General features: G+C 64.5%; 24 protein-coding genes. 23 read left to right on the plus strand and 1 reads right to left on the minus strand.

Translation table 11 applies throughout. The features are described 5' to 3' along the window. Positions 1 to 7: 7 nt before the first annotated feature. From ACTJK6_RS22860 to recQ, 6 genes are all read left to right on the plus strand, one after another. Positions 8 to 4,789, plus strand: coding sequence for an alpha-2-macroglobulin family protein (locus tag ACTJK6_RS22860; protein ID WP_440840257.1), 4,782 nt, complete (start codon positions 8 to 10; stop codon positions 4,787 to 4,789). A 7-nt stretch (positions 4,790 to 4,796) separates the two neighbouring features. After that, positions 4,797 to 6,527: a YfaQ family protein gene (locus ACTJK6_RS22865; protein ID WP_440840258.1), complete on the plus strand. Its 1,731-nt coding sequence runs from the start codon at positions 4,797 to 4,799 to the stop codon at positions 6,525 to 6,527. Positions 6,528 to 6,535: 8 nt separating this feature from the next. Continuing rightward, positions 6,536 to 7,327, plus strand: coding sequence for a YfaP family protein (locus ACTJK6_RS22870; protein WP_440840259.1), 792 nt, complete (start codon positions 6,536 to 6,538; stop codon positions 7,325 to 7,327). Positions 7,328 to 7,337: 10 nt separating this feature from the next. Beyond that, positions 7,338 to 8,186 (plus strand): YfaP family protein, encoded by an 849-nt coding sequence (locus ACTJK6_RS22875; RefSeq protein ID WP_440840260.1) that lies wholly within the window; start codon positions 7,338 to 7,340, stop codon positions 8,184 to 8,186. Between the two features lie 22 nt (positions 8,187 to 8,208). Beyond that, the gene (locus ACTJK6_RS22880; protein WP_260804342.1) at positions 8,209 to 8,799 is read left to right on the plus strand and encodes a class I SAM-dependent methyltransferase; all 591 of its coding nucleotides are present in this window, start codon (positions 8,209 to 8,211) and stop codon (positions 8,797 to 8,799) included. A 112-nt stretch (positions 8,800 to 8,911) separates the two neighbouring features. Further along, positions 8,912 to 10,825, plus strand: coding sequence for a DNA helicase RecQ (gene recQ, locus ACTJK6_RS22885; RefSeq protein WP_316659358.1), 1,914 nt, complete (start codon positions 8,912 to 8,914; stop codon positions 10,823 to 10,825). Here the strand turns inward: recQ and ACTJK6_RS22890 are convergent. Continuing rightward, a complete protein-coding gene (locus ACTJK6_RS22890) occupies positions 10,822 to 11,742 on the minus strand; it encodes a LysR family transcriptional regulator (protein WP_440840261.1) in 921 nt (306 codons plus the stop codon). The genes recQ and ACTJK6_RS22890 overlap by 4 nt on opposite strands. Before the next feature lie 99 nt (positions 11,743 to 11,841). Here ACTJK6_RS22890 and ACTJK6_RS22895 point away from each other — a divergent pair, with 99 nt between their 5' ends. From ACTJK6_RS22895 to rplN, 17 genes are all read left to right on the plus strand, one after another. Continuing rightward, complete coding sequence (locus tag ACTJK6_RS22895) at positions 11,842 to 13,101, plus strand: MFS transporter (RefSeq protein WP_440840262.1); 1,260 nt, start codon at positions 11,842 to 11,844, stop codon at positions 13,099 to 13,101. A 298-nt stretch (positions 13,102 to 13,399) separates the two neighbouring features. Further along, a complete protein-coding gene (rpsL, locus tag ACTJK6_RS22900) occupies positions 13,400 to 13,777 on the plus strand; it encodes a 30S ribosomal protein S12 (RefSeq protein ID WP_003265519.1) in 378 nt (125 codons plus the stop codon). Between the two features lie 186 nt (positions 13,778 to 13,963). Further along, on the plus strand, positions 13,964 to 14,434 hold the full coding sequence (gene rpsG / locus ACTJK6_RS22905) for a 30S ribosomal protein S7 (RefSeq protein ID WP_004634470.1): 471 nt from the start codon (positions 13,964 to 13,966) through the stop codon (positions 14,432 to 14,434). A 114-nt stretch (positions 14,435 to 14,548) separates the two neighbouring features. Further along, the gene (gene fusA, locus ACTJK6_RS22910; RefSeq protein WP_045203008.1) at positions 14,549 to 16,675 is read left to right on the plus strand and encodes an elongation factor G; all 2,127 of its coding nucleotides are present in this window, start codon (positions 14,549 to 14,551) and stop codon (positions 16,673 to 16,675) included. Positions 16,676 to 16,758: 83 nt separating this feature from the next. Next, positions 16,759 to 17,967 (plus strand): elongation factor Tu, encoded by a 1,209-nt coding sequence (gene tuf / locus ACTJK6_RS22915; RefSeq protein WP_102067425.1) that lies wholly within the window; start codon positions 16,759 to 16,761, stop codon positions 17,965 to 17,967. A 107-nt stretch (positions 17,968 to 18,074) separates the two neighbouring features. Further along, complete coding sequence (rpsJ, locus tag ACTJK6_RS22920; RefSeq protein ID WP_004634473.1) at positions 18,075 to 18,386, plus strand: 30S ribosomal protein S10; 312 nt, start codon at positions 18,075 to 18,077, stop codon at positions 18,384 to 18,386. A 285-nt stretch (positions 18,387 to 18,671) separates the two neighbouring features. Continuing rightward, positions 18,672 to 19,325 carry a 50S ribosomal protein L3 gene (gene rplC / locus ACTJK6_RS22925; protein ID WP_024977883.1) on the plus strand — a complete coding sequence of 218 codons (654 nt, stop codon included), beginning with the start codon at positions 18,672 to 18,674 and terminating at the stop codon, positions 19,323 to 19,325. A gap of 11 nt (positions 19,326 to 19,336) precedes the next feature. Next, entirely contained in the window at positions 19,337 to 19,957 is a 621-nt protein-coding gene (gene rplD / locus ACTJK6_RS22930; protein WP_004634475.1) for a 50S ribosomal protein L4, read from the plus strand. Further along, on the plus strand, positions 19,954 to 20,268 hold the full coding sequence (gene rplW / locus ACTJK6_RS22935) for a 50S ribosomal protein L23 (protein ID WP_004634476.1): 315 nt from the start codon (positions 19,954 to 19,956) through the stop codon (positions 20,266 to 20,268). Before rplD ends, rplW begins: the two co-directional genes overlap by 4 nt. Before the next feature lie 2 nt (positions 20,269 to 20,270). Then, complete coding sequence (gene rplB, locus ACTJK6_RS22940; protein ID WP_004634477.1) at positions 20,271 to 21,101, plus strand: 50S ribosomal protein L2; 831 nt, start codon at positions 20,271 to 20,273, stop codon at positions 21,099 to 21,101. A 21-nt stretch (positions 21,102 to 21,122) separates the two neighbouring features. Continuing rightward, entirely contained in the window at positions 21,123 to 21,398 is a 276-nt protein-coding gene (gene rpsS, locus ACTJK6_RS22945; RefSeq protein ID WP_004634478.1) for a 30S ribosomal protein S19, read from the plus strand. Positions 21,399 to 21,407: 9 nt separating this feature from the next. Then, the gene (gene rplV / locus ACTJK6_RS22950; protein ID WP_004634479.1) at positions 21,408 to 21,737 is read left to right on the plus strand and encodes a 50S ribosomal protein L22; all 330 of its coding nucleotides are present in this window, start codon (positions 21,408 to 21,410) and stop codon (positions 21,735 to 21,737) included. A 9-nt stretch (positions 21,738 to 21,746) separates the two neighbouring features. Continuing rightward, the gene (rpsC, locus tag ACTJK6_RS22955; RefSeq protein WP_009241892.1) at positions 21,747 to 22,535 is read left to right on the plus strand and encodes a 30S ribosomal protein S3; all 789 of its coding nucleotides are present in this window, start codon (positions 21,747 to 21,749) and stop codon (positions 22,533 to 22,535) included. A gap of 2 nt (positions 22,536 to 22,537) precedes the next feature. After that, a complete protein-coding gene (gene rplP, locus ACTJK6_RS22960) occupies positions 22,538 to 22,954 on the plus strand; it encodes a 50S ribosomal protein L16 (protein WP_003264123.1) in 417 nt (138 codons plus the stop codon). 12 nt (positions 22,955 to 22,966) lie between these two features. Next, positions 22,967 to 23,161 (plus strand): 50S ribosomal protein L29, encoded by a 195-nt coding sequence (rpmC, locus tag ACTJK6_RS22965; RefSeq protein ID WP_004634481.1) that lies wholly within the window; start codon positions 22,967 to 22,969, stop codon positions 23,159 to 23,161. Then, the gene (rpsQ, locus tag ACTJK6_RS22970; RefSeq protein WP_004634482.1) at positions 23,158 to 23,427 is read left to right on the plus strand and encodes a 30S ribosomal protein S17; all 270 of its coding nucleotides are present in this window, start codon (positions 23,158 to 23,160) and stop codon (positions 23,425 to 23,427) included. Before rpmC ends, rpsQ begins: the two co-directional genes overlap by 4 nt. 267 nt (positions 23,428 to 23,694) lie before the next feature. Continuing rightward, positions 23,695 to 24,063 carry a 50S ribosomal protein L14 gene (gene rplN, locus ACTJK6_RS22975; RefSeq protein ID WP_003264129.1) on the plus strand — a complete coding sequence of 123 codons (369 nt, stop codon included), beginning with the start codon at positions 23,695 to 23,697 and terminating at the stop codon, positions 24,061 to 24,063. Positions 24,064 to 24,066: the final 3 nt, after the last annotated feature.

Below are 24,066 nucleotides of genomic sequence, written 5' to 3' on the forward strand. Positions count from 1 at the left end.
AAAACTCATGCGCAACCGTTGGCTGTCGTTCAATCTCGTCGCCGCCGTCTGCGTGACGGTGCTGGCGTTCGTCGTTTCGGTGCCGGCAGCGCATGCGGCCGATGCGCCGGAAACCCCGAACCCCACGCTGTTCGACGTGCCGGGCAGCGGCTATGAGCCGTTCAAGGGGCAGCCGTTCTTCCTGCTGTCGGATGCGAGCTACGGCACCGATCAGGAAGCGATGGTCCGTCTTGAGGCCCCGGGCCGCGAGTACAAGGACGAACTCTCCCGCTACGGCGGCGCCGACATCCTCGTCTACCGCGTGCCGCAGCCGCTGGAATTTCTGAAGGCGCAGAAGAACCTGCACCGCATCGACGTCAAGGCCAACTACACGGGCGAAGGCCTGGCCAACACGCTCGCCTATCTGTGGGACAACTGGACGCGCCAGGCCCGCCGCGCCTGGCAGCGTGTGTTGTCGTTCGCCACACGCAGCAAAGCCGTCGAGACCGCGCCGCAGTTCAGCATGGGCGACCAGATGACCGCGCCCACGCGCTTCTCGAACAACCCGCAGTACGCGCCGCTCAAGGGCTACGAACTGCTGGGCCGCTTCCGCTACCCGATCTGGGACGCCAAGCCGATCGCGCCGCCCAAGGACGTGCAGCTCGAGGGCAGCAGCAGCGAGTGGATGCCGCAGAATGCCGGCAACGTGATGATTCCGGTCGGCAAGCTGCCTGCAGGTCTGTACATCGTTGAAGCGGTGATTGGCGCGTACCGTGCGCACACGCTTCTGTTCGTGTCGGACACCGTGGCCGTCACCAAGGGCACCTCGCAGGGGATGATGGTGTGGACGGCCGAGCGCAAGAGCGGCAAGCCCGTCGGCGGCGCGTCGGTGAGCTGGACCGACGGCGTGGGCGTGCTGGCCTCGGGCACCACCGAGTCGGACGGGACAGCCGACCTGCGCCACGTGTCGCCTGAGCGCAGCTACGTGATCGGCAACGATCGCGCGGGCGGTGTGTTTATCTCCGAGAATTTCTATTACGACAGCGAGATCTACAACACCAAGCTGTACGCCTTCACCGATCGCCCGCTGTATCGCCCGGGCGACGAAGTGGGCGTCAAGTTCATCGGCCGCAACTTCAAGAACGCGACCGAGTCGACCGTGCCGGCTGCCGGCGACATCAAGCTGCAAGTGCTCGACCCGAATGGTGCACCGGTGGCCACGACGACCACGCGCCTGGCGGGCGAGACCGGGGCGGACGCACGCTTTACGCTGCCGTCCAACGCGCCGGCCGGCGGCTACTCGCTGCGCTTCGACTACAACGGCGGCACCTATGGCGGCGCTTTTCGCGTCGCCGAATACATCAAGCCGCACTTTGACGTGAACCTCTCGCTGGACAAGGCGAGCTACGGCACGGGCGAAGCGGTCAAGGGCAAGATCAGCCTGCGCTATCCGGACGGCAAGCCGGTCAAGAACGGCAAGGTGTCGGTCAGCCTGCGCGCGCAACAGGTGACGATGGTGGAGGGCGAACTGCGCTACGCGGGCCTGTTCCCCGTCAAGCTGGAGCAGCAGGAGCTGACCACCGACGGCGACGGCAACGCCAAGCTGGAACTGCCCGCCGCCAAGGAACCGAGCCGCTACGTGGTGACCGTGTTTGCCAACGATGGCGCGGCGTACCGTGTGAAGGTGACGCGCGAATTGCTGATCGCACGTGGCGCGACGCCGTACAAGCTGTCGACCACGTCGAACTTCACCACGCCGGGGCAGAACGTGTCGTTCACGCTCACGCCGATGCCGGTTGTGAGCGGCGCAAGCGGTGCCAGCGCGCCGCCCGCCAAGTGGGATCTGGTGCGCCTCGAAACGCGCACGCGCACCGAAGGCACGCTGGCGCCGGATGCCAAGGGCAACGCCACGTTCCCGGTCAAGTTCGACCAGCCGGGTTCGTACACGCTGTCGGTGCGCGATGCGGCCGGCAACCTGCTCGCCGCGTCCAGCCACTGGGTGGCCGGTGACGGCGTGCAGACCGTGCCGGGCAACATCGAAATGGTGTTCGACCGCGATCGCTACCAGATTGGCGACACGGCCGAAGCGCTGATCACGTTCCCGCTGCCGGTGGACGATGCGCTGCTCACGCTGGAGCGCGACAAGGTGGAGCGCCACGCGCTGCTCACGCGCGGCGGCGAATGGCTCAGCCTGCAGAAGGTCACGCCGTCGCAGTACCGCGCGCGCATCAAGATCGGTGCAGAGTTCGCGCCCAACATGACGTTCTCGGTGCTGTACGTGCGCGACGGCGACATGGTGTTCCAGAACGCCGGCATTGTCGTCACGCAGCCGACGCTGGACCTGGGCGTGCATGCCGACAAGGCCGTCTACGCCCCGGGCGAAACCGTCACGCTGGACTTGACCAGCGCGCTGGCGGGCAAGCCCGTGCCGGCCAACCTGACTGTGTCGGTGGTCGACGAAATGATCTACGTGCTGCAGCCTGAAGTGGCACCCAGCATCGTCGACTTCTTCTACCACCCGCGCCGCAACAGCGTGCGCACCACGTCGAGCCAGAGTTTCATCAGCTACGACCTGGCGCTGGCCTCGCTGCCGGGCAAGCCGGGTGGCACGTATGGCCGCCATAACGAGCGTGGCGTGAAGGTGCTGGAGCGCCCGCGCCGCGACGAGAAGGACACTGCTGCCTGGGTCGCCAACCTGCAGACCGGCGCCGATGGCCGTGCACGCATGACCTTCAAGATGCCGGATTCGCTGGCTCGCTGGCGCATCACGGTGCGCGCCGTGTCCACCACCGGCGCATCGGACGGCATCGTTGGCCAGCGCACGGCAAGCATCCGCTCCGACAAGCCGCTGTATCTGAAGTGGACCGGCCCGCAACGCTTCCGCGAAAGCGATCAGCCGCGCCTGGACATGGTCGCCTTCAACCAGACCGACAAGGACATCACCGCCGATTGGATCGTCTCGGGCGCCGGCCTCAACATCAACCAGCGCGTGACGCTCAAGCGCGGCGCCAACTACCTGCGCGCGCCCGTGACCGCGCTGCAGGCGGGTGTCGTGAATGCCGAGCTGAAGCAGGACGACAAGGTCTCGGATCGCCTGCAAACCACGCTCAAGCTGGACGCAACGGGCTGGCTGGCGGACCGCGAAAGCGTCGTTCCGCTCACGCAGCTGCAAGGCACGCGCCTGCCGCTAGGCCTGCCCGCCGATGCGCGCGACGTGCGCCTGCGCGTGGTCGGCAACACGGCCAGCCAGTTCGCCCGCGTGGCCGATGGCCTCATCGAATATCCGTACGGTTGCGCCGAGCAGACCGCCAGCCGCCTGATCCCGCTGGCGCTGGCCCAGCAGAGTCTGGCTGCCACAGGCACGCGCCTGGGCGACGGCGGCCCGGCCGGCACGCAAGGCGTCGACACGCTGCTGCGCACGCAACGCCAACGTCTGGCACTGCTGGCCGGCACCAACGGCACCTTCGGCTGGTGGGGCGAGCTGACCACCAGCAGCGCGCTGATCACGTCGTATGCGTATTACGCGGATTGGCTCGCCAGCCGCTCGGTCGGCATCAGCCTGCCGGCAGACAACTGGAAGCAGGTGCTCGAAGCCTACAAGCGCACCAGCCAGAACGAGCCGCTGCTGCACCGCGCGCTGGCGCTGTGGTTTGCCAACGAGATGGGCCTGCCGGTGGCGACGCCGCTGTCGGGCGTGGCCAACGAGCTTGCGCCCAGCGGCGGCAAGGCGCCCAAGGCCTCGGCCGATGCCGACCCCGCCGCTGGCGACAGCCTGATCTTCGTGGCGCCGGATTCGCCGCGTGGCCGTCAGGTGGCGACGGTGCTGACGGCACAGCTGATGCGCCAAGTCGGCCAGCCGGTGCCGGAAGCGCTGGTCTCCGCAGACATTGCCGCACGCAACGCGCTGGCTGCCGACAATTCCCCGCTGGTGCAAAGCCTGTTGCTGATGGGCGGCGGGCGCTCAGCTGCCGACCCGGCACCGCTGCTGGCTCGCGCCAGCGCCGCCATGCCGACCATGGATCGCGCTGTGGCGCTGGTCTGGCTGCAGAAGGGTTTGGGCGGCCTGCAAGGTGCCAGCGTTGCCACCTTCCAGCCGGCCGTTTCGGCTGGCGGCTGGCAGGCGGCGCGCTCGCCGGTGGGTGTGCCGACCTGGCGCTGGAACGGCGCGCAAGTGCCCGCCGCGCTGGACCTCACGACGGCTCCGACCGACGTGACCACGCAATCGGCCATCGTGTCGTACCGCAGCCGCGCGGCCGAGGCGTCCAAGCTGCCGATCACGGTGGAGCGCAAGCTGTATCGTCTTGAGCCGATCGACAGCGTGCCCGCCAAGGCCGATCCGAAGGCGCCCAAGCAGCCGGCGGCCGACGCCAGCAGCGGTATCGCGTTCACCGCCAAGCCGGTCAAGCCGGGCGACACGCTCGACAGCAATGCGCTCTACGTCGACGAGGTTGTGTTGACGCCGCGCCAGGGCACGTACCGCTACGGCTTGGTCGAAGTGCCGCTGCCGCCGGGCGCCGAAGTGGAAGCCACCACGTGGGGCATCCAGATCGACGGGCTGAAGGGCGAACCGAACGAAGGCAACGGCGCGCAGCCGTTCGAGCGCAAGGCCGCGTATGAAATGGGCCAGCTCTCGTACAACCAGCCGGTGCCTGCGCTGGAGCGCCCGACCGTGCTACGCCAGTTGGTGCGCTTCTCGCTGCCGGGCCGCTTTGCGCTGCCGCCGGTGCGCTACTTCCGCATGTACCAGCCGGAAGCCAAGGCGTTCCAGGGCGACGGCAAGACGGCCAGCTATCCGTTCAAGGTGGAGTGATCTGGCGATGTCTTCCCGCCTGCTCGCCCGTGGTGTGCTGACCGGCCTGCTGTGGGCTGGCGGCGCACTCGCGCTTGCCGGGCAGGCGGGGCACGCCACCGCCGGGCCGGTTGGCCAACCGCTTCCGCAACTGAGATATGCCGCGTTGCAAGGCGATGACGCCAAGCTCTGGCAGTTCAGCGCTGACCCGGCCGGCGGCGTGCCGCAAGCCACCGCGTTGCCGCGCGACGCCGAAACGCCGCTCGGCAGCGTCTGGAAGCTCTTCGTCTATAGCTACCTTGTCTCGCGCCGCATCAGCACGCCCGACTACACGTGTCACGGCAACGACGCCGAAGAGGTCTACTGCTGCACCGCAGGCAACAGCATCGACCGCGAGCGCGCGCTCATCCAATCGTGCGGGCGCTATTTCGAACCGGCGCGTCTCGGGCTAGACCGCGCGGATTGGCGCCGCTTCTGGCAGCAAGCCGGATCGCCCACGTGGCTGCGCGACCTGCGTGCCATGCAGCCGACGCATCGGGTGCCGGTCGCGGATCTGCTCACCGCGCTGCGGTCCGTCCCGGCTGAGGGACGCGAGACCGCGGCACAAACGCTCGTCTCCGTGCTGACCATCGGGCGCGGCGAGGGCACGGTATCGGACTTCGGCGGTCTGCTGCGCGCCAAGACGTGGACGATGCCCGACCCGCAGCGGCCCGGCGCGTCGATCGGCGGGGCCGCGGGCTGGCTGGCCGACGGCACGCCCGTCTGGCTGGGCGGTGCCGGGTCGAGCAAGCAGGTGCTGGCCGCTGCCGCACCGCGCCTGACGCCGCTGATCGAACAGACGCCCGTGCCCGACGATGATGCCTGCGTCGCGGTGGACTTCTTCGCGCGTTACCCGATTCGCGAGGTGCGCGATGCCAGCGGCAAGCCGGTCGCGGCCGGTCGTCTGGAAGGCCGCTACGCCGTGCGCTTCGTCAACGGCAACACGCTGCCGATCGAGAGCAAGGGCGAGTTGACGCTCGCGCGCCAGAACAACATGGCGGTCATTACGGGCCGCCTGGGCATGAACGACTACGTGGCGCGCGTGGTCGAGCGCGAAGGCGAACTCGCCGAGCCACAGGCCGCGCGTGCGTTGGCCGTGGCGGCACGCAGCTACCTTGTGCAGCACGCCTCGCGCGACAAGGGCTGCTACCGCATCGCCGACAGCTCGCGGACGCAGCGCGTGCTGCCGCGTCCACCGCTGGCCGCCGCGCGCAATGCAGCCGAATTTACCGACACGCTGGTCCTAACCGGCCAGTCCGTGCAGTACCACGGCACCATCAGCGCACGCGGCCAGATGAGCTGGACCGCCGCGCGTGCCGCTGCCCAGCGCGGCCAGGGGTTTGACGCGATCCTCGCGCAGTGGTGGCCGCAGGCGACGCTCACGTCGTTCCAGAGCCCGGTGGCGGGGGATTGTTCACCCGTGGCGGGTGCGCAGCCATGGCTGCAGACGCACGCACCGCGTTGGTCCGCGCGCCTCAGTGCCGAGCCCGGCTACGAGACACCGCCGCTGCCGGCCGTGTGCGTCGTACAAGAGGGCCGCCCGTATGCCGACGCGCGCCGCAACCGGCTCTACGTGCACCGGTTCGCCTCCGAGGAAGACCGCATCGCACTGACGCACGAATATCTGCACCTCGCCTTTGCGCGTCACCCGCGCGGGCAGGACGAACAGTTTGTCGAGGCGATGGCGCGTCGCCTGATCCGAGGGGAGGGATTGCTGTGAAGAGTGGGATGACGCGCTTGGCGCTGGGGGCCGCAGCGCTGCTGCTGGCCGCGTCGGCGCTGGCTGAGCCGGTGGCCGATCTGGAAGGGCCGATCGGCGGCTGGCGCAACAGCAAGCTGACCAACGAGCTGGAGCAGTACACCGCGGCGTATCCAAAACCGCCCGTGGACCGCGGCGCGCAAAAGTACCGCACGCTCATCGCCGGACGCATCCGCGCGGCTGGCAAGCAGCGCCGCCCGCCGGTGTTGGTCGTCAATGGCAACGCCATGCCGTTATATGGCGATGGCGAAGGCCGTTTCGCGCGCCCCTGGGCGTTCGGCCCGGGTTCGAACAGCGTCGAAATCGTCAGCGCCGACGGCCAGTCGCGCCAACGTCTGCAGTTCTACGAGGCGGACACCACCAAGACTTCGGCCAAGCTGCGCGCCGTCCTCACGTGGGACGACCCGCGCGCCGAGGTCGACATGCACGTCATTTCGCCGATTGGCGATCACGCGTTCTGGGCGCAACCGCTGCTCTCCGACGGCGGTGGGCTCGACGTGGACAGCGTCGACGGCGCCGGCCCCGAGATTTTCTCGACCGCCGCGCCGCGCCCCGGCGTCTGGCTGTTCTACGTGAACTACTGGGGCAACTTCAACGCCGGCGGCTACAACTTCGACGAAAAGGCGCACGACCGCGATCTCATCACCGCGCAACTGACGCTGATCTATAACGAGAACACGCCCAACGAGCGGCGCGAGTTCGTCAGCGTGCCGCTGCGCAAGATCGGCGAGCTGGCGCTGATGAAATCGATCCGCTTCTGACGTGACACACATGACGCCTTCCAATTTCCGTCTCGCCGTCGCCGCCGCCATCGGGCTGGCTACGTTTGCGGCTGCTGGCAGCGTGCTCGCGCAAACCGACGCCGGGAATATCGAGATCACCGCGCCGCTCAATGGCTGGCGCAATTCGGCGGGCGACGAATCCCGCTACACGCAAGACGTGCATTACCCGGCGGTGTCGGTGTCGACGCCGCAGGGGCAGGGCATCGCGTCGATGATCGCCGGGCGCATCCGCAACCAGCCGAAGGCTGCCGCAGCAACGGACGAAAACAAGCCGCGCCGCCGCCGTGGCGCCGATGGCTCGTCGGTCGGTACGCTGATCGTCAACGGCGTGGCCATGCCGCAGCGCATTGAGGCTGACGGCACGTTCTCGCGTCCGTACGCATTTGGCGCGGGCAGCAACAGCGTCGAGGTGCGCAGCGCGCGCGGCGATGCCAAGCGCGTGCAGTTCTACGACAGCTACACCGGCAAGCAGCGTCCGCGTCTGCGCGTGGTCCTGTCGTGGGACACCGACGGCACCGATCTCGACTTGCACGTCATTTCGCCCGATGGCCAGCATGCCTGGTACGGCAACCGCGTGGTCCAGAACGGCGGCGCGCTCGACGTGGACGTCACGACCGGCTATGGTCCTGAGATCTATTCGAACCCGGCCCCCGTGCCCGGCACGTATCTCGTCTACGTGAACTACTACGGCAGCGGCAACGACAACAGCATCATCACCACGGCCACTGTCAACATCATTACTGACGAAAACACGCCGTCCGAGCGCCAGCAGACGTTTGTCGTGCCGATGCGCAAGGCCGGCGATCTGACGCTGTTACGCAGTTTCACGATGAAGTAGCCCACACGATTCCGGAGTCCCCATGGATACGCAGACCGTTGCCGCCTACGACACCCTTGCTGAGGCTTTCGCGCAGGAGTGGCGCGAGCAGCCCGCGCCTGAGGACCTGTACGCGTTGCTGCGCCGCGAGTTCAAGGCGGGCGGCGCCACCGCCGACATCGGCTGCGGCGCGGGCCGCGAGGTGGCGTGGCTCAACGCCAACGGGTATCCGGCTGTCGGCTACGACGCCTCGGCGGGGTTGCTGGAAGCGGCGCGGGAGCAGTATCCAGGGCTGTCCTTCCGGCAGGCGCTGCTGCCCGAGTTGGTCGGTATTGCCGAAGGCGCGTTCGACAACGTCCTCTGCGAGACCGTCATCATGCATTTGCCGCCCGAGCAGATTGGTGCGGCGGTGGAGCGCCTGGTGTCGTTGCTGCGCCAGGAGGGCACGCTGTACCTGAGTTGGCGCGTCACGCCTGAGGCCGATCAGCGCGATGGACGCGGCCGGCTGTTCACGTCGTTCGATGCGGCACCTGTGCGCCAGGCGTTGGCCGGCACCGAACTCGTCTTTGACGAGGCGGCCGTCAGCCAGTCGTCGGGGCGGACGATCCATCGCATCGTTGCACGCAAGGTTTGAAGGCGGCGTTGCCGACAATCCGACTGTCCTGATTGACCACCCCTCGGCGGGGTTTGTCACAATAGCGGTTTCGCCCAGCCCGCGCGTGATACCGCGCGCACCCGCCGCCCCGATGTACGACTCCCCCGCCATAGACCACGCGCTGCAGGCGCTGCCCGAAGACACCGCCGCCGCCACGCATGCGGTGCTGCACGATGTGTTCGGCTACAGCGCCTTCCGCGGCCCGCAGGCGGAGATCGTCGCCCACGTGGCGGATGGCGGCGATTGCCTCGTGCTGATGCCGACCGGCGGTGGCAAATCGCTCTGCTATCAGATCCCGGCGCTCGTACGGCACCGGCGCGGGCAGGGCGCCGGTATTGTCGTGTCGCCGCTGATCGCGCTGATGCAGGATCAGGTGGCCGCGCTGGAAGAGGCCGGCGTGCGCGCCGCATACCTCAACTCTGCGCTGACGGGCGCCGAGGCAGCGCAGGTCGAGCGCGATCTGGCGGCGGGGCGGCTGGATCTCGTCTACGTGGCGCCCGAGCGGTTGATGACGCCGCGCTTCCTCGAGCTGCTTGAGCGATCGCGCATCGGCCTGTTCGCCATCGACGAAGCGCACTGCGTGTCGCAATGGGGGCACGATTTCCGGCCCGAGTACATCCAGCTTTCCGTGCTGCACGAGCGATTCCCGCACGTGCCTCGCATTGCGCTCACCGCCACGGCCGATGCCGTCACGCGTGACGAGATCGTCGAACGGCTGGCGCTGACGGACGCGCGCGTCTTCCTCTCCAGCTTCGATCGCCCGAACATCCGCTACACCATTGTCGAGAAGGACAGTGCGCGCCAGCAGCTGCTGCGCTTCATTCGCGCCGAACACATGGACGGTGACACATGCGACGCCGGCATCGTCTACTGCCTGTCGCGCAAGAAGGTGGAGGAGACCGCGCAGTGGCTGGCCGAGCAGGGCATCCGCGCGCTGCCGTATCACGCCGGGATGGACTCCGAAGTGCGCGCCCGCCATCAGGCGATCTTCCGCAAGGAGGAGGGCGTCGTCATGGTGGCGACCATCGCCTTTGGCATGGGCATCGACAAGCCGGACGTCCGCTTCGTTGCGCACCTCGATTTGCCCAAGAGCCTCGAAGGTTATTACCAGGAAACCGGCCGCGCAGGCCGCGACGGCATGCCCGCCAACGCGTGGATGGCGTATGGCTTGTCTGACGTGGTGCAGCAGCGCCGCATGATCGATGAGTCCGACGCGGACGATGTGCACAAGCGCGTCTCAACCGCCAAGCTCGAAGCGCTGCTCGGCCTTTGCGAAGCCGCAAGCTGCCGCCGTGTGGCGCTGCTTGCGTACTTTGGTGAAAGCAGCCAGCCGTGCGGCAACTGCGATACGTGCCTGACGCCGCCGCAAACCTGGGACGCCACGCGCGAGGCACAGATGGCGCTGTCGTGCGCATACCGCGTCCAGCAGGCCAGCCGCGTGAGCTTTGGCGCGGGACAACTCATCGACATCCTGCGGGGCAACGCGACCGAGCGCGTCAAGCAGTGGCATCACGAGACGCTGTCGACCTTCGGCATCGGCAGCGATTTGTCAGAAGCCGCGTGGCGCGGCGTGTTCCGACAGTTGGTCGCGCAGGGCTTGTTTGCGGTGGATCACGGCGGCCACGGTGCACTGATCCTGACCGACGCGGCCCGCCCCGTGCTCAAGGGCGCGCAGTCGGTGATCCTGCGTCGTCAGGTCGAGAAGGTACGTGGTGCGTCTTCGTCGTCCGCGAAGAAGGAGCGTCGCGCCGATCCGGCCGCCGAGCTTTCCGCCGAGGCGCAGGTGCGCTGGCAGGCGTTGCGTGCCTGGCGGACGCAGGCCGCGCGTGAGCACAGCGTGCCGGCATATGTGATCTTCCACGACGCCACGCTCGCGCGCATCGCCGAGACCGATCCGGATTCGCGCGAAGCGCTCGGCGAGCTCCCGGGCATTGGCATGGCCAAGCTGGACCGCTACGGCCAGGCGCTGCTCGACGTGCTGGAGAAATGCCGCGAGCAAGTCTAAGCGGACAGCGGCAATGGCCCCATCACGCCGGTGCGGCTCAGGTGATCGCCCAGAAAATCGACAAACGCCCGCACCTTCGGTAGCAGGTGCACACGTTGTGTGAACACGGCGTGCAGCGGCACCTCCCGCGCCGTGTAGTCCGTCAGCACCGCCTGTAGCCGGCCGGCCGCAATATCGTCGCGCACCAGATACGCCGGCCCCAGCGACACGCCCAGCCCTGAACGCGCCGCCTCGCGCAGCACGAGGCTGTTGTTGGCCAGCATCGAACCATTCACGTGGGCGATGTGGCGCTGGCCCGCGGCGTCCGTCAGCACCCAGTCGTGCGGCCCGTCGTAATTGGCGTAGACGAGGCAGTTGTGGTCGCGCAAATCCTCCGGCGACTGCGGAATGCCCCGCTCGCGAAAATACGACGGCGCCCCGTAGATGGCGTGCGCGCAACTCGCCAGCCGCCGCGCCACCAGCGATGAGTCCTCCAGCATGCCAATGCGGATCGCCACGTCGATGCGCCCGGCGACGAGATCGGCGTAACGGTCGTTCATGTCCAGATCGATCTGCACGGCAGGGTAGCGCGCCTGGAATGCGCCCAACAGCGGCGCCAGCAATGTCACTGCAAACGAGGCCGGCGCTGACACCCGCAGCGTGCCGCGCGCCTCGTCGCGTAACGCGGTCACGGCCTGCTCTGCCGCATCAACGAGCGCCAGTCCTTCGCGGCTTTTTTCGAAGAACGCCGCGCCCGCTTCGGTGAGCGACAGGCGCCGCGTTGTCCGTTGCAGCAGACGCGTCTGCAGCCGCCCCTCCAGCCGCGCCAGCGCCTTACTGATCACACCGCGCGACATCCCCATCGCATCCGCCGCCGCCGACAGCCTGCCGCGCTCCACCACCTGCACAAAGATCGCCACGTCAGAAAGCCGGTCCATATTTGCGCGCCTGTGGAAACAATATTTCGCCAGAGGCTACCTTAATCTGCGCGAATCGGCTGGCTACGATGGGCGCTCCGATCCTTCGTCCTGCTCATCATGACTACCGAAGCGCCTGCCGTTGCCGTTTCCAACCCGCCACCCGCCGATCGGCTCCCCGACGGCGCCACGCCCTTGTTTGCCGCCGCTGTCGGGCTCATCGTCATCAACCTGTTCGGCATCCAGCCACTCGTTGCCGAGATCGCCGCGAGCATCGGCTGGACCACGGCCGCCACGGGGCTGCTGGTGACCGCCACCCTTATCGGCTATGGCATCGGCCTGTTGCTCCTGATGCCGCTGACCGACCTGCAGGACAACCGCACGCTCGCCTCGCGCACCCTGTGGGGCGCGGTGGCTTCGCTGGCGCTGACCACTGTCGCGCACAGCGGCCAAGTGCTGATGCTGGCTGCCTTCGCCATCGGCCTCACGTCGACCGTCATTCAGATGCTGATTGCGCTGGCGGGGCGCCTCGCCGCAGACCACCGGCGCGGGCGGGTGCTCGGCGACATCATGATCGGCCTGAACCTCGGCATCCTCCTTTCGCGCCCGGCGGCCAGCCTGATCGCGGCGCAGTGGGGCTGGCGGGCGTTCTACGGCGCATCGGCGGTGGCGATTGCCTTGCTGGCTGTCTTCCTGCCGCGCGTGATGCCGACCTTCGTGCCGCCGCGCACGCTGTCGTACGGGGCACTGCTGGGCTCGTACGGGCGACTGCTGCGTAGCGAACCGTTGTTGCGCCGCCGCGCCGCCACCCAGGCCTTGCTGATGGCCGCGTTCACGTTGTTCTGGACGGCTGTCGCACTGCGGCTGGCGGCAGCGCCATTCCATCTTTCGCAGAACGGCATCGGCATCTTTGCGCTGTGCGGCGCGGCCGGCGTCGTGGCCGCGCCCATCGCCGGAAGGCTGGCCGATCGCGGTTTGGTGCGCGTGGGTACGCTGCTCGCGCACGGCAGTGCGGCGACAGGTTTGCTGTTGGCGCTGGCTTCGGCACTGTTGCCGGGCCTCAGCGTCCCCGCCATGTTGACGATGTTGGTAGCTGCGGCGCTGCTGCTCGACTTCGGCGCCATCGGCGACCAGGCGCTCGGTCGCTATATGGTCAACACGCTGTCACCGGAGATTCGCGGACGTGTGAATGGTCTGTACACCGGCGCGTTCTTCTTTGGCGCCGCTGCAGGGGGCGGCTTGGCCGGCGTGGCCTGGGTGCGCGCCGGCTGGATCGGCGTATCCGTTCTCGCGCTCGGGTTTGTGGCGACAGCTGCACTCGTCTTTGTGTGGCCTGCACGTGCTTCGCGTGCCATCGGCGCCACACCGCGCCGCTGCTGATCTCACCCGCGCGTCGCCAGAGAGGCGGCGCGCTTGACGCTTGCAAGACAGCCCGCTATAGTGCCAGATTCGAGTTTTTGGCTTCTGGTTTCGCGCGTCCCTGCCCAGCAAAGCGCTGTGCAAGACATCTGAACCAGACGGGCTCGCGCTCTTTGGTCTTGATCTGTTCCCGCAGGTCCTCCCTTCAGAGCGTTCTGCTCGCCACTTCCATAAAACCCGATTGCGCCGTCCGCCTCACAAATGAGGCGTTCACGTTATGTGAACCGGCGATTTTTCAAAAACCAAGCTGGATTGAACAATGCCAACCATCAATCAACTGGTTCGCAAGCCCCGCGTCTCGGAAAAGCTGAAGAGCAAGAGCCCGGCACTTGAGAACTGCCCGCAGCGTCGCGGCGTGTGCACCCGCGTGTACACCACGACGCCGAAGAAGCCGAACTCGGCACTGCGTAAGGTCGCGAAGGTGCGCCTGACCAACGGTTTCGAAGTCATTTCGTACATCGGCGGTGAAGGCCACAACCTGCAAGAACACAGCGTCGTGCTGATCCGCGGCGGCCGTGTGAAGGACTTGCCGGGTGTGCGTTACCACATCGTGCGCGGCTCCCTTGACCTGCAAGGCGTCAAGGACCGTAAGCAAGCGCGTTCGAAGTACGGCGCGAAGCGTCCGAAGGCGGCCTAAGTCGTCAGTGAGATCGCGCCGCTTTTGCGGTCACGGTCTTGTCATGAGCAGGCGGTACAACGGTGCGTTTTTTGACCGCACTGGCACCGTCGAGTAAGTGGTCACCCGGCTCAGATTGTTGGAAGACAAGCTAGTTGGTGGCCGGAGAACCGAAGCGGTTCTCAACTGAACAGAGAAGGAAAGAAGATGCCACGTCGTCGTGAAGTCCCCAAGCGGGAAATTCTGCCGGACCCGAAGTTCGGCAATGTGGAAGTCGCCAAGTTCATGAACGTCCTGATGCTGGACGGCAAGAAGTCGGTGGCTGAACGTATCGTCTACGGTGCGTTCGACCAGATCGAAAAGAAAGCAGGCAAGGCGCCTATCGAGGTGTTCACGCTGGCAATCGGCAACATCAAGCCGGTGGTCGAAGTGAAGAGCCGTCGTGTTGGTGGCGCCAACTATCAGGTGCCGGTCGAAGTCCGGCCGTCGCGTCGTCTGGCATTGGCGATGCGTTGGCTGCGGGAAGCTGCGAAGAAGCGCAGCGAGAAGTCGATGGCCCTGCGTCTGGCTGGTGAGCTGCTCGAAGCCTCGGAAGGCCGTGGCGGCGCCATGAAGAAGCGCGACGAAGTGCACCGCATGGCTGAAGCCAACAAGGCGTTCTCGCACTTCCGCTTCTAAGCGACGCGAGACGTTGTTGGTTGCTGGGCGGGCTGTGTGCGCACATCTCGCCCATTTGTATTAGGGGCGCTTGGCCATGGGCCGGCGCCCCGTTGACGAATCTGAGGATTAACCGTGGCTCGTAAGACCCCCATTGAGCGCTACCGTAACATCGGTATTTCCGCTCACATCGACGCCGGCAAGACCACCACGACCGAGCGGATCCTGTTCTACACCGGTGTGAACCACAAGATCGGTGAAGTGCATGATGGCGCTGCCACCATGGACTGGATGGAGCAGGAGCAAGAGCGCGGCATCACCATCACGTCTGCTGCTACCACCGCCTTCTGGAAGGGCATGGGCGGCAACTATCCCGAGCACCGCTTCAACATCATCGACACCCCGGGCCACGTGGACTTCACCATCGAGGTGGAGCGTTCCATGCGTGTGCTCGACGGCGCGTGCATGGTGTACTGCGCAGTGGGTGGCGTGCAGCCGCAGTCGGAAACCGTCTGGCGCCAGGCCAACAAGTACAAGGTGCCGCGTCTGGCGTTCGTCAACAAGATGGACCGTACCGGCGCGAACTTCTTCAAGGTCTACGACCAGCTGAAGACCCGTCTGAAGGCCAACCCGGTGCCCGTCGTAGTGCCCATCGGCGCTGAAGACGGCTTCCAGGGCGTCGTCGATCTGCTGGAAATGAAGGCGATCATTTGGGACGAAGCCAGCCAAGGCGTGAAGTTCGAATACACCGACATTCCGGCTGAGCTCGTTGACACGTGCAACGAGTGGCGCGAGAAGATGGTCGAGTCGGCTGCTGAAGCCAGCGAAGCGCTGATGGAAAAGTACCTGGGCGGCGAAGAGCTGACCCGTGCTGAGATCGTCAAGGCGCTGCGCGACCGCACCATCGCCTGCGAAATCCAGCCGATGCTGTGCGGCACCGCGTTCAAGAACAAGGGCGTGCAGCGTATGCTCGACGCCGTGATCGACTTCCTGCCGTCGCCGGTCGACATTCCGCCGGTTCAAGGCATTGACGAAAACGACGAAGAGAAGAAGCTCGAGCGCAAGGCAGACGACAACGAGAAGTTCTCGGCGCTGGCGTTCAAGATCATGACCGACCCGTTCGTTGGTCAGCTGATCTTCTTCCGCGTCTACTCGGGCAAGATCAACTCGGGCGACACCGTGTACAACCCGGTGAAGCAGAAGAAGGAGCGTCTGGGCCGTATTCTGCAGATGCACGCCAACCAGCGCGAAGAAATCAAGGAAGTGCTGGCAGGCGACATCGCCGCTGCAGTGGGCCTGAAGGACGCCACCACGGGTGACACGCTGTGCGACCCGAGCGCTCCGATCATTCTCGAGCGCATGGTGTTCCCGGAGCCGGTGATCTCGCAGGCTGTCGAGCCGAAGACCAAGGCTGACCAGGAAAAGATGGGTATCGCCCTGAACCGCCTGGCTGCTGAAGATCCGTCGTTCCGCGTGCGTACCGATGAAGAATCGGGCCAGACCATCATTTCGGGTATGGGCGAGCTCCACCTCGAAATTCTGGTCGACCGCATGAAGCGCGAATTCGGTGTGGAAGCCAACATCGGCGCCCCGCAAGTTGCCTACCGCGAAACCATCCGCAAGAAGGTTGAAGACGTCGAAGGCAAGTTCGTCAAGCAGTCCGGCGGTCGCGGTCAGTATGGTCACGCTGTGATCACGCTCGAGCCGGCGGATGACGAGGCGAAGAAGGCTGGCAAGAACTTCGAGTTCGTCGACGCCATCAAGGGCGGTGTGATTCCTCGCGAATACATCCCGGCGGTCGAGAAGGGTATCGTCGACACGCTGCCGGCCGGTATTCTGGCGGGCTTCCCGGTGGTGGACGTGAAGGTCACGCTGACGTTCGGTTCGTACCACGACGTGGACTCGAACGAAAACGCGTTCCGCATGGCCGGTTCGATGGCTTTCAAGGAAGCCATGCGCCGCGCCACCCCGGTTCTGCTCGAGCCGATGATGGCTGTGGAAGTGGAAACGCCGGAAGACTACACGGGTACCGTGATGGGCGACTTGTCGTCCCGCCGCGGCATCGTGCAGGGCATGGACGACATGGTGGGCGGCGGCAAGATCATCAAGGCCGAAGTCCCGCTGTCGGAAATGTTCGGTTATTCGACGTCGCTGCGCTCGCAGACGCAAGGCCGCGCCACGTACACCATGGAATTCAAGCAATACGCTGAGGCACCGAAGAACATCGCCGAAGCTGTGATGGCTGCCAAGGGTACGAAGTAATCAACGTGTTTTGGGCGGCGCGCGTGTGCGTGCTGCCTGCATCCAAATCTAGTAATTAGCCGATTCCGAATTGAGGAGCTGACATGGCAAAGGAAAAGTTCGAGCGGACCAAGCCGCACGTGAACGTTGGTACGATTGGTCACGTTGACCACGGCAAGACGACGCTGACCGCAGCGATCGCAACCGTGCTGTCGAGCAAGTTTGGCGGTACCGCGAAGAAGTACGACGAAATCGACGCAGCGCCGGAAGAAAAGGCACGCGGCATCACGATCAACACCGCGCACATCGAGTACGAAACGGCTAACCGCCACTACGCGCACGTTGACTGCCCGGGCCACGCCGACTACGTCAAGAACATGATTACCGGTGCTGCCCAGATGGACGGCGCAATCCTGGTGTGCTCGGCCGCTGACGGCCCGATGCCGCAAACGCGTGAGCACATCCTGCTGGCCCGCCAGGTTGGTGTGCCGTACATCATCGTCTTCCTGAACAAGTGCGACATGGTGGACGACGCCGAGCTGCTGGAGCTGGTCGAGATGGAAGTGCGCGAACTTCTGTCGAAGTACGACTTCCCGGGCGACGACACCCCGATCATCAAGGGTTCGGCCAAGCTGGCGCTGGAAGGCGACAAGGGCGAACTGGGCGAAGTGGCCATCATGAACCTGGCCGACGCACTGGACACCTACATCCCGACGCCGGAGCGCGCTGTTGACGGTACGTTCCTGATGCCGGTGGAAGACGTGTTCTCGATTTCGGGTCGCGGCACCGTGGTGACCGGCCGTATCGAGCGCGGCATCATCAAGGTCGGCGAAGAAATCGAAATCGTCGGTATCGCCATGGACGGCGACAAGCCGAAGATCGACAAGACGACCTGCACGGGCGTGGAAATGTTCCGCAAGCTGCTGGACCAAGGTCAAGCAGGCGACAACGTCGGTATTCTGCTGCGCGGCACGAAGCGCGAAGACGTCCAGCGCGGCCAAGTCCTGGCCAAGCCGGGCTCGATCAAGCCGCACACCGAATTCACGGGCGAGGTCTACATCCTGTCGAAGGACGAAGGCGGCCGTCACACGCCGTTCTTCAACAACTACCGCCCGCAGTTCTACTTCCGTACGACGGACGTGACCGGCTCGATCGCCCTGCCGGAAGGCAAGGAAATGGTTATGCCCGGCGACAACGTGTCGATCACCGTCAAGCTGATCGCTCCGATCGCCATGGAAGAAGGCCTGCGCTTCGCTATCCGTGAAGGCGGCCGTACCGTGGGTGCTGGCGTCGTTGCCAAGATCCTGAAGTAAAAGGCGGATCGATGCGCTGTTCCTCGTAAGGGGCGCAGCGCATCGCCTGTTGCATCGCTCTTTCAATCTACCGGCGGCTCGACCGCCATGCTCTTTAAGGAAACATCATGCAGAACCAGAAGATCCGTATCCGCCTGAAAGCTTTCGACTATCGCCTGATCGACCAGTCGGCCGCTGAAATCGTCGAGACCGCCAAGCGCACCGGAGCGATCGTCAAGGGCCCGGTGCCCCTGCCGACTCGCATCCAGCGTTTCGACGTTCTGCGTTCGCCGCACGTCAACAAGACTAGCCGCGACCAGTTCGAAATCCGCACGCACCAGCGCCTGATGGACATCGTCGACCCGACGGACAAGACCGTCGATGCGCTGATGAAGCTGGACCTGCCGGCTGGCGTGGACGTCGAGATCAAGCTGCAGTAAGCAACACAACGCTGCCGGGCCACTCCGGTAACGGGCAAGCGGCGAGCCAAGTGCTCGCCGTTTTGCTTATGAGCACTGGATGTTGCATCGCACACGACGTCCGGACCGCCATCCGGCAATCGCTCTTGCATATTGTTCGTAACCCGGATATATTGTAGGGCTACCCCTTTAGTCAGGGGAGTGGGCTGGCCATTTGGCCTCGCGCTGTCTCTTTAGGCGCAGTCCAGTTCAAGATTCGTAGTATCAATCAGCCCCGGCCAATCGCAGCTGGGAATGGAGCAAACCATGAGCCTTGGCCTTGTAGGTCGCAAGGTTGGCATGACCCGTATTTTCACGGACGACGGCGATTCGATTCCCGTTACCGTGCTCGAGGTCGGCGACAACCGCGTGACGCAAATCAAGACGGACGAGACCGACGGTTACACCGCGGTTCAAGTCACCTTCGGCACCCGACGCGCCAGCCGCGTCACCAAGCCGCTGGCGGGTCATCTCGCCAAAGCCGGCGTGGAAGCGGGCGAAGTCATCAAAGAATTCCGAGTGGATGCCGCTCGTGCCGCTGAATTCCAGCCTGGCGCGAACATCAGCGTCGACCTGTTCGAAGTCGGTCAAAAGATCGACGTCCAGGGTGTGACGATTGGTAAGGGCTACGCCGGTACCATCAAGCGTTACCACTTCTCGTCGGGCCGCGCCTCGCACGGTAACTCGCGCTCGCACAACGTGCCGGGCTCGATCGGTATGGCGCAGGATCCGGGTCGCGTGTTCCCGGGTAAGCGCATGACCGGTCACATGGGTGACGTCACCCGTACCGTTCAAAACCTGGAAATCGCCAAGATCGACGCAGAGCGCAAGCTGCTGCTGGTCAAGGGTGCGATTCCGGGCGCCAAGGGCGGTCAAGTCATCGTCACGCCGGCCGTGAAGGCCCGCGCCAAGAAGGCATAAGGAGCAAACGCATGGAACTGAAGCTGCTCCAGGACAACGGTCAACTCGGCGCCGGCGTTGCCGCCTCGCCGGAAGTCTTCGGCCGTGACTACAACGAAGCCCTCGTTCACCAAGTCGTCGTCGCTTACCAAGCCAACGCTCGCAGCGGTAACCGTAAGCAGAAGGACCGTGAAGAGGTCAAGCACACGACCAAGAAGCCGTGGCGTCAAAAGGGTACGGGCCGCGCCCGTGCAGGTATGAGCTCCTCCCCGCTGTGGCGCGGGGGTGGTCGTATCTTCCCGAACAGCCCGGAAGAAAACTTCTCGCAGAAGGTCAACAAGAAGATGTACCGCGCCGGCATGCGCTCGATTTATTCGCAGCTTGCCCGTGAAGGTCGCATCAACGTCGTTGACAGCCTGTCCGTCGACGCGCCCAAAACCAAGCTGCTGGCCGACAAGTTCCGCGCCATGGGCCTGGATTCGGTGCTCGTGATTACCGATAACCTGGACGAAAACCTCTTCCTGGCATCGCGCAACCTGGCGCACGTGCTCGTGGTTGAGCCGCGTCACGCCGACCCGCTGTCGCTCGTGCACTACAAGAAGGTGCTCGTGACCAAGGCAGCCGTCGCGCAGATCGAGGAGTTGCTGAAATGACGCAAGTTGCCAAGAACGACCATCGCCTGATGCAGGTGCTGCTGGCGCCTGTGGTGTCTGAAAAGGCAACCCTGGTGGCCGAGAAGAACGAACAGGTCGTGTTCGAAGTGGCTCGCGACGCCAACAAGGGCGAAGTGAAGGCTGCCGTCGAACTGCTGTTCAAGGTCGAAGTCGAGTCCGTCCAGATCCTGAACCAGAAGGGCAAGCAAAAGCGCTTCGGTCGCTTCATGGGTCGTCGTGACCACGTGAAGAAGGCCTATGTTTCGCTGAAGCCGGGCCAGGAAATCAATTTTGAAGCGGAGGCCAAGTAATCATGGCACTCGTCAAAACCAAGCCGACATCGCCGGGCCGCCGCTCGATGGTGAAGGTCGTTAACCCCGACCTTCACAAGGGTGCGCCGCACGCTCCGCTGCTGGAAAAGCAAATCCAGAAGTCGGGTCGTAACAACAACGGCCACATCACCACGCGTCATAAGGGCGGTGGTCACAAGCATCACTATCGCGTCGTCGACTTCAAGCGTAACGATAAGGACGGTATCCCGGCCAAGATCGAACGCCTGGAATACGACCCGAACCGTAGCGCCAACATCGCGCTCGTGCTGTTCGCTGACGGCGAGCGCCGCTACATCATCGCCCCGAAGGGCGCTGTGGTTGGCCAAGCCATCGCTAACGGCTCGGAAGCGCCGATCAAGGCCGGTAACAACCTGCCGATCCGCAACATCCCGGTCGGTACGACGATTCACTGCGTGGAAATCCTGCCGGGCAAGGGTGCACAAGTTGCCCGTTCGGCTGGTACGTCCGCCGTGCTGCTGGCTCGCGAAGGCATCTACGCTCAAGTGCGTCTCCGCTCGGGTGAAGTGCGCCGCGTGCACATCGAGTGCCGCGCTACCATCGGTGAAGTCGGCAACGAAGAACACAGCCTGCGCCAGATCGGTAAGGCCGGTGCAACTCGTTGGCGCGGTATTCGCCCGACCGTTCGCGGTGTGGTGATGAACCCGGTCGATCACCCGCACGGTGGTGGTGAAGGTAAGACTGCTGCTGGCCGTGATCCGGTGTCCCCGTGGGGCACGCCGACCAAGGGCTACCGCACCCGTCGTAACAAGCGCACTGACAGCATGATCGTTCAGCGCCGTCACAAGCGTTAATCGGTAGGTAGGAGCTTAGATATGACTCGTTCCGTAAAAAAGGGTCCTTTCATTGACGCCCACCTGCTGAAGAAGGTTGAGGCGGCGGTGCAAACGAAGGACAAGAAGCCCATCAAGACCTGGTCGCGTCGTTCGACCATTCTGCCGGACTTCATCGGCCTGACGATCGCCGTTCACAACGGCCGTCAGCACGTGCCCGTGTATGTCACGGAAAACATGGTTGGCCACAAGCTCGGCGAATTTGCGCTCACGCGTACGTTCAAGGGCCACGCTGCCGACAAGAAAGCGAAGCGATAAGGGGCAATCATGGAAGTTAAAGCGATTCATCGCGGCGCCCGTATCTCCGCACAGAAGACGCGGCTGGTTGCTGACCAGATCCGCGGCCTGTCGATCGAGCGCGCGCTCAACGTGCTGACGTTCAGCCCGAAGAAGGCGGCTGGCATCGTGAAGAAGGTGGTTGAGTCTGCCATCGCGAACGCCGAGCACAATGAAGGCGCCGACATCGACGAGCTGAAGGTCAAGTCGATCTACATCGACAAGGCTACGTCGCTCAAGCGCTTCACGGCGCGTGCAAAGGGCCGTGGCAACCGCATCGAGAAACAAACCTGTCACATCACTGTGACGCTGGGCAACTAAGGGGTCACGATGGGACAGAAGATTCATCCGACTGGCTTCCGTCTGGCTGTCAGCCGTAACTGGGCATCGCGTTGGTACGCGAGCAACACCCAGTTTGCCGGCATGCTCAAGGAAGACATCGAGGTTCGCGAGTTTCTGAAGAAGAAGCTGAAGAACGCGTCGGTGGGCCGCGTGGTCATCGAGCGTCCGGCCAAGAATGCTCGTATCACCATTTACAGCTCGCGTCCGGGCGTGGTGATCGGCAAGAAGGGCGAGGACATCGAACTGCTGAAGGCTGAGCTGCAGCGTCGCATGGGCGTGCCCGTGCACGTGAACATCGAAGAAATCCGCAAGCCGGAAGTCGATGCACAGCTGATCGCCGATTCGATCACCCAGCAGCTCGAGCGCCGCATTATGTTCCGTCGCGCAATGAAGCGCGCGATGCAGAACGCGATGCGTCTGGGTGCCCAAGGCATCAAGATCATGAGCTCGGGCCGTCTGAACGGCATCGAAATCGCCCGTACCGAGTGGTACCGCGAAGGCCGTGTGCCCCTGCACACGCTGCGCGCCGATATCGACTACGGCTTCTCCGAAGCGGAAACCACCTACGGCATCATCGGTGTCAAGGTGTGGGTGTACAAGGGTGACCACCTTGGTCGCAACGACGCACCCGTCGTGGAAGAGCCGCAAGAAGAGCGTCGCAAGCGTCCGGGTCGTCCGGAAGGTCGTCGCCGTGAGGGCGAAGGTCGCCCGGCCGGTCAGCGCCGCGGTGCTGGTGCAGGTGCCCGTCGTGGCGCCGACGCCAAGACTGGAGAATAAACATGCTGCAACCTAAGCGCAGGAAGTACCGCAAGGAGCAGAAGGGCCGTAACACCGGTATCGCGACGCGCGGCAACGCAGTCTCGTTCGGCGAATTCGGTCTGAAGGCGATGGGCCGTGGCCGTCTGACGGCGCGTCAGATTGAGTCGGCCCGTCGTGCGATGACCCGTCACATCAAGCGTGGCGGCCGCATTTGGATCCGGATTTTCCCGGACAAGCCGATCTCGAAGAAGCCTGCCGAAGTCCGTATGGGTAACGGTAAGGGCAATCCGGAATACTACGTGGCTGAAATTCAGCCGGGCAAGATGCTGTACGAAATGGACGGCGTTGGCGAAGAACTGGCACGCGAGGCATTCCGCCTGGCCGCTGCCAAGCTGCCGATCGCGACCAGCTTCGTGGTGCGTCAGGTCGGAACGTAAGGAGCACACACCATGAAAGCATCCGAACTGCGCGACAAAGATGTCGCCGGGCTGAACCAGGAGCTCTCCGAGCTGCTGAAGGCCCAATTTGGCCTGCGCATGCAAAAAGCGACGCAACAGCTGCAGAACACCAGCCAGCTGAAGAAAGTGCGTCGTGACATCGCGCGTGTCCGCACCGTGCTGGGCCAGAAGGGGAACCAGAAATGACTGAAGCCGCAACGTCCCTGAAGCGCACGCTCGTCGGTCGCGTTGTCAGCAACAAGATGGACAAGACCGTCACGGTCCTGATCGAAAACCGCGTCAAGCATCCGCTGTACGGCAAGTACGTGGTGCGCTCGAAGAAGTACCACGCGCACGACGAAGCCAATCAGTACAACGAAGGCGACAAGGTTGAGATCACCGAATCGCGTCCGCTGTCCCGCACGAAGTCGTGGGTGGTGTCGCGTCTGCTTGAAGCTGCGCGCGTGATCTAAAACAACAGCGGAGTAGTTTGCTGTTGCAAGGCCGAGATTATGTGATATAGTCTCGGTCTTTCCCTTTGTGAGGGTGGCCGGCAAACCTGCTGGTGGCTCAAGTGAGGGGAAAAGCGAATGGGCCAGGCGGCAATCGCCGTCGGGCAGCTACCGACTTCAAGTTGATCAACCCAATCGCAGTTGGCGCAATGCCAGCAGCCGGCGGGACCAAGACTGATCGCCTCTGCGCATTGTGCGCTTGGCGAATTAAGTTGGGACGAGAACACCATGATTCAGACAGAAAGCCGGCTCGAAGTGGCCGATAACACGGGTGCGCGTGAAGTCATGTGCATCAAGGTGCTGGGCGGTTCGAAGCGCCGCTACGCCAGCGTCGGCGACATCATCAAGGTCAGCGTCAAGGATGCTGCCCCGCGTGGTCGCGTGAAGAAGGGCGATATCTACAACGCCGTGGTGGTGCGTACCGCCAAGGGCGTGCGCCGTCCTGACGGCTCGCTCATCAAGTTCGACGGCAATGCCGCCGTGCTGCTGAACACCAAGCTTGAGCCGATCGGCACCCGCATTTTCGGGCCGGTCACTCGCGAACTCCGTACCGAGCGCTTCATGAAGATCGTGTCGCTCGCGCCGGAAGTGCTGTAATCG

The sequence above is a fragment of the Ralstonia sp. 22086 genome (genome assembly GCF_052045975.1).
GTDB classification, from domain to species: domain Bacteria; phylum Pseudomonadota; class Gammaproteobacteria; order Burkholderiales; family Burkholderiaceae; genus Ralstonia; species Ralstonia wenshanensis.

What these genes read in the sequence shown, in the direction of transcription:
- rpsJ (WP_004634473.1), top strand. Translation starts at nt 18,075, where the DNA reads ATGCAGAACCAGAAGATCCGTATCCGCCTGAAAGCTTTCGACTATCGC.
- rpsG (WP_004634470.1), top strand. Translation starts at nt 13,964, where the DNA reads ATGCCACGTCGTCGTGAAGTCCCCAAGCGGGAAATTCTGCCGGACCCG.
- recQ (WP_316659358.1), top strand. Translation starts at nt 8,912, where the DNA reads ATGTACGACTCCCCCGCCATAGACCACGCGCTGCAGGCGCTGCCCGAA.
- ACTJK6_RS22880 (WP_260804342.1), top strand. Translation starts at nt 8,209, where the DNA reads ATGGATACGCAGACCGTTGCCGCCTACGACACCCTTGCTGAGGCTTTC.
- rpmC (WP_004634481.1), top strand. Translation starts at nt 22,967, where the DNA reads ATGAAAGCATCCGAACTGCGCGACAAAGATGTCGCCGGGCTGAACCAG.
- ACTJK6_RS22895 (WP_440840262.1), top strand. Translation starts at nt 11,842, where the DNA reads ATGACTACCGAAGCGCCTGCCGTTGCCGTTTCCAACCCGCCACCCGCC.
- ACTJK6_RS22865 (WP_440840258.1), top strand. Translation starts at nt 4,797, where the DNA reads ATGTCTTCCCGCCTGCTCGCCCGTGGTGTGCTGACCGGCCTGCTGTGG.
- rplP (WP_003264123.1), top strand. Translation starts at nt 22,538, where the DNA reads ATGCTGCAACCTAAGCGCAGGAAGTACCGCAAGGAGCAGAAGGGCCGT.
- ACTJK6_RS22860 (WP_440840257.1), top strand. Translation starts at nt 8, where the DNA reads ATGCGCAACCGTTGGCTGTCGTTCAATCTCGTCGCCGCCGTCTGCGTG.
- rpsQ (WP_004634482.1), top strand. Translation starts at nt 23,158, where the DNA reads ATGACTGAAGCCGCAACGTCCCTGAAGCGCACGCTCGTCGGTCGCGTT.
- rplW (WP_004634476.1), top strand. Translation starts at nt 19,954, where the DNA reads ATGACGCAAGTTGCCAAGAACGACCATCGCCTGATGCAGGTGCTGCTG.
- ACTJK6_RS22875 (WP_440840260.1), top strand. Translation starts at nt 7,338, where the DNA reads ATGACGCCTTCCAATTTCCGTCTCGCCGTCGCCGCCGCCATCGGGCTG.
- rpsL (WP_003265519.1), top strand. Translation starts at nt 13,400, where the DNA reads ATGCCAACCATCAATCAACTGGTTCGCAAGCCCCGCGTCTCGGAAAAG.
- tuf (WP_102067425.1), top strand. Translation starts at nt 16,759, where the DNA reads ATGGCAAAGGAAAAGTTCGAGCGGACCAAGCCGCACGTGAACGTTGGT.
- rplV (WP_004634479.1), top strand. Translation starts at nt 21,408, where the DNA reads ATGGAAGTTAAAGCGATTCATCGCGGCGCCCGTATCTCCGCACAGAAG.
- rplC (WP_024977883.1), top strand. Translation starts at nt 18,672, where the DNA reads ATGAGCCTTGGCCTTGTAGGTCGCAAGGTTGGCATGACCCGTATTTTC.
- rplB (WP_004634477.1), top strand. Translation starts at nt 20,271, where the DNA reads ATGGCACTCGTCAAAACCAAGCCGACATCGCCGGGCCGCCGCTCGATG.
- ACTJK6_RS22870 (WP_440840259.1), top strand. Translation starts at nt 6,536, where the DNA reads ATGACGCGCTTGGCGCTGGGGGCCGCAGCGCTGCTGCTGGCCGCGTCG.
- rplD (WP_004634475.1), top strand. Translation starts at nt 19,337, where the DNA reads ATGGAACTGAAGCTGCTCCAGGACAACGGTCAACTCGGCGCCGGCGTT.
- rpsS (WP_004634478.1), top strand. Translation starts at nt 21,123, where the DNA reads ATGACTCGTTCCGTAAAAAAGGGTCCTTTCATTGACGCCCACCTGCTG.
- ACTJK6_RS22890 (WP_440840261.1), bottom strand. Translation starts at nt 11,742, where the DNA reads ATGGACCGGCTTTCTGACGTGGCGATCTTTGTGCAGGTGGTGGAGCGC.
- rplN (WP_003264129.1), top strand. Translation starts at nt 23,695, where the DNA reads ATGATTCAGACAGAAAGCCGGCTCGAAGTGGCCGATAACACGGGTGCG.
- rpsC (WP_009241892.1), top strand. Translation starts at nt 21,747, where the DNA reads ATGGGACAGAAGATTCATCCGACTGGCTTCCGTCTGGCTGTCAGCCGT.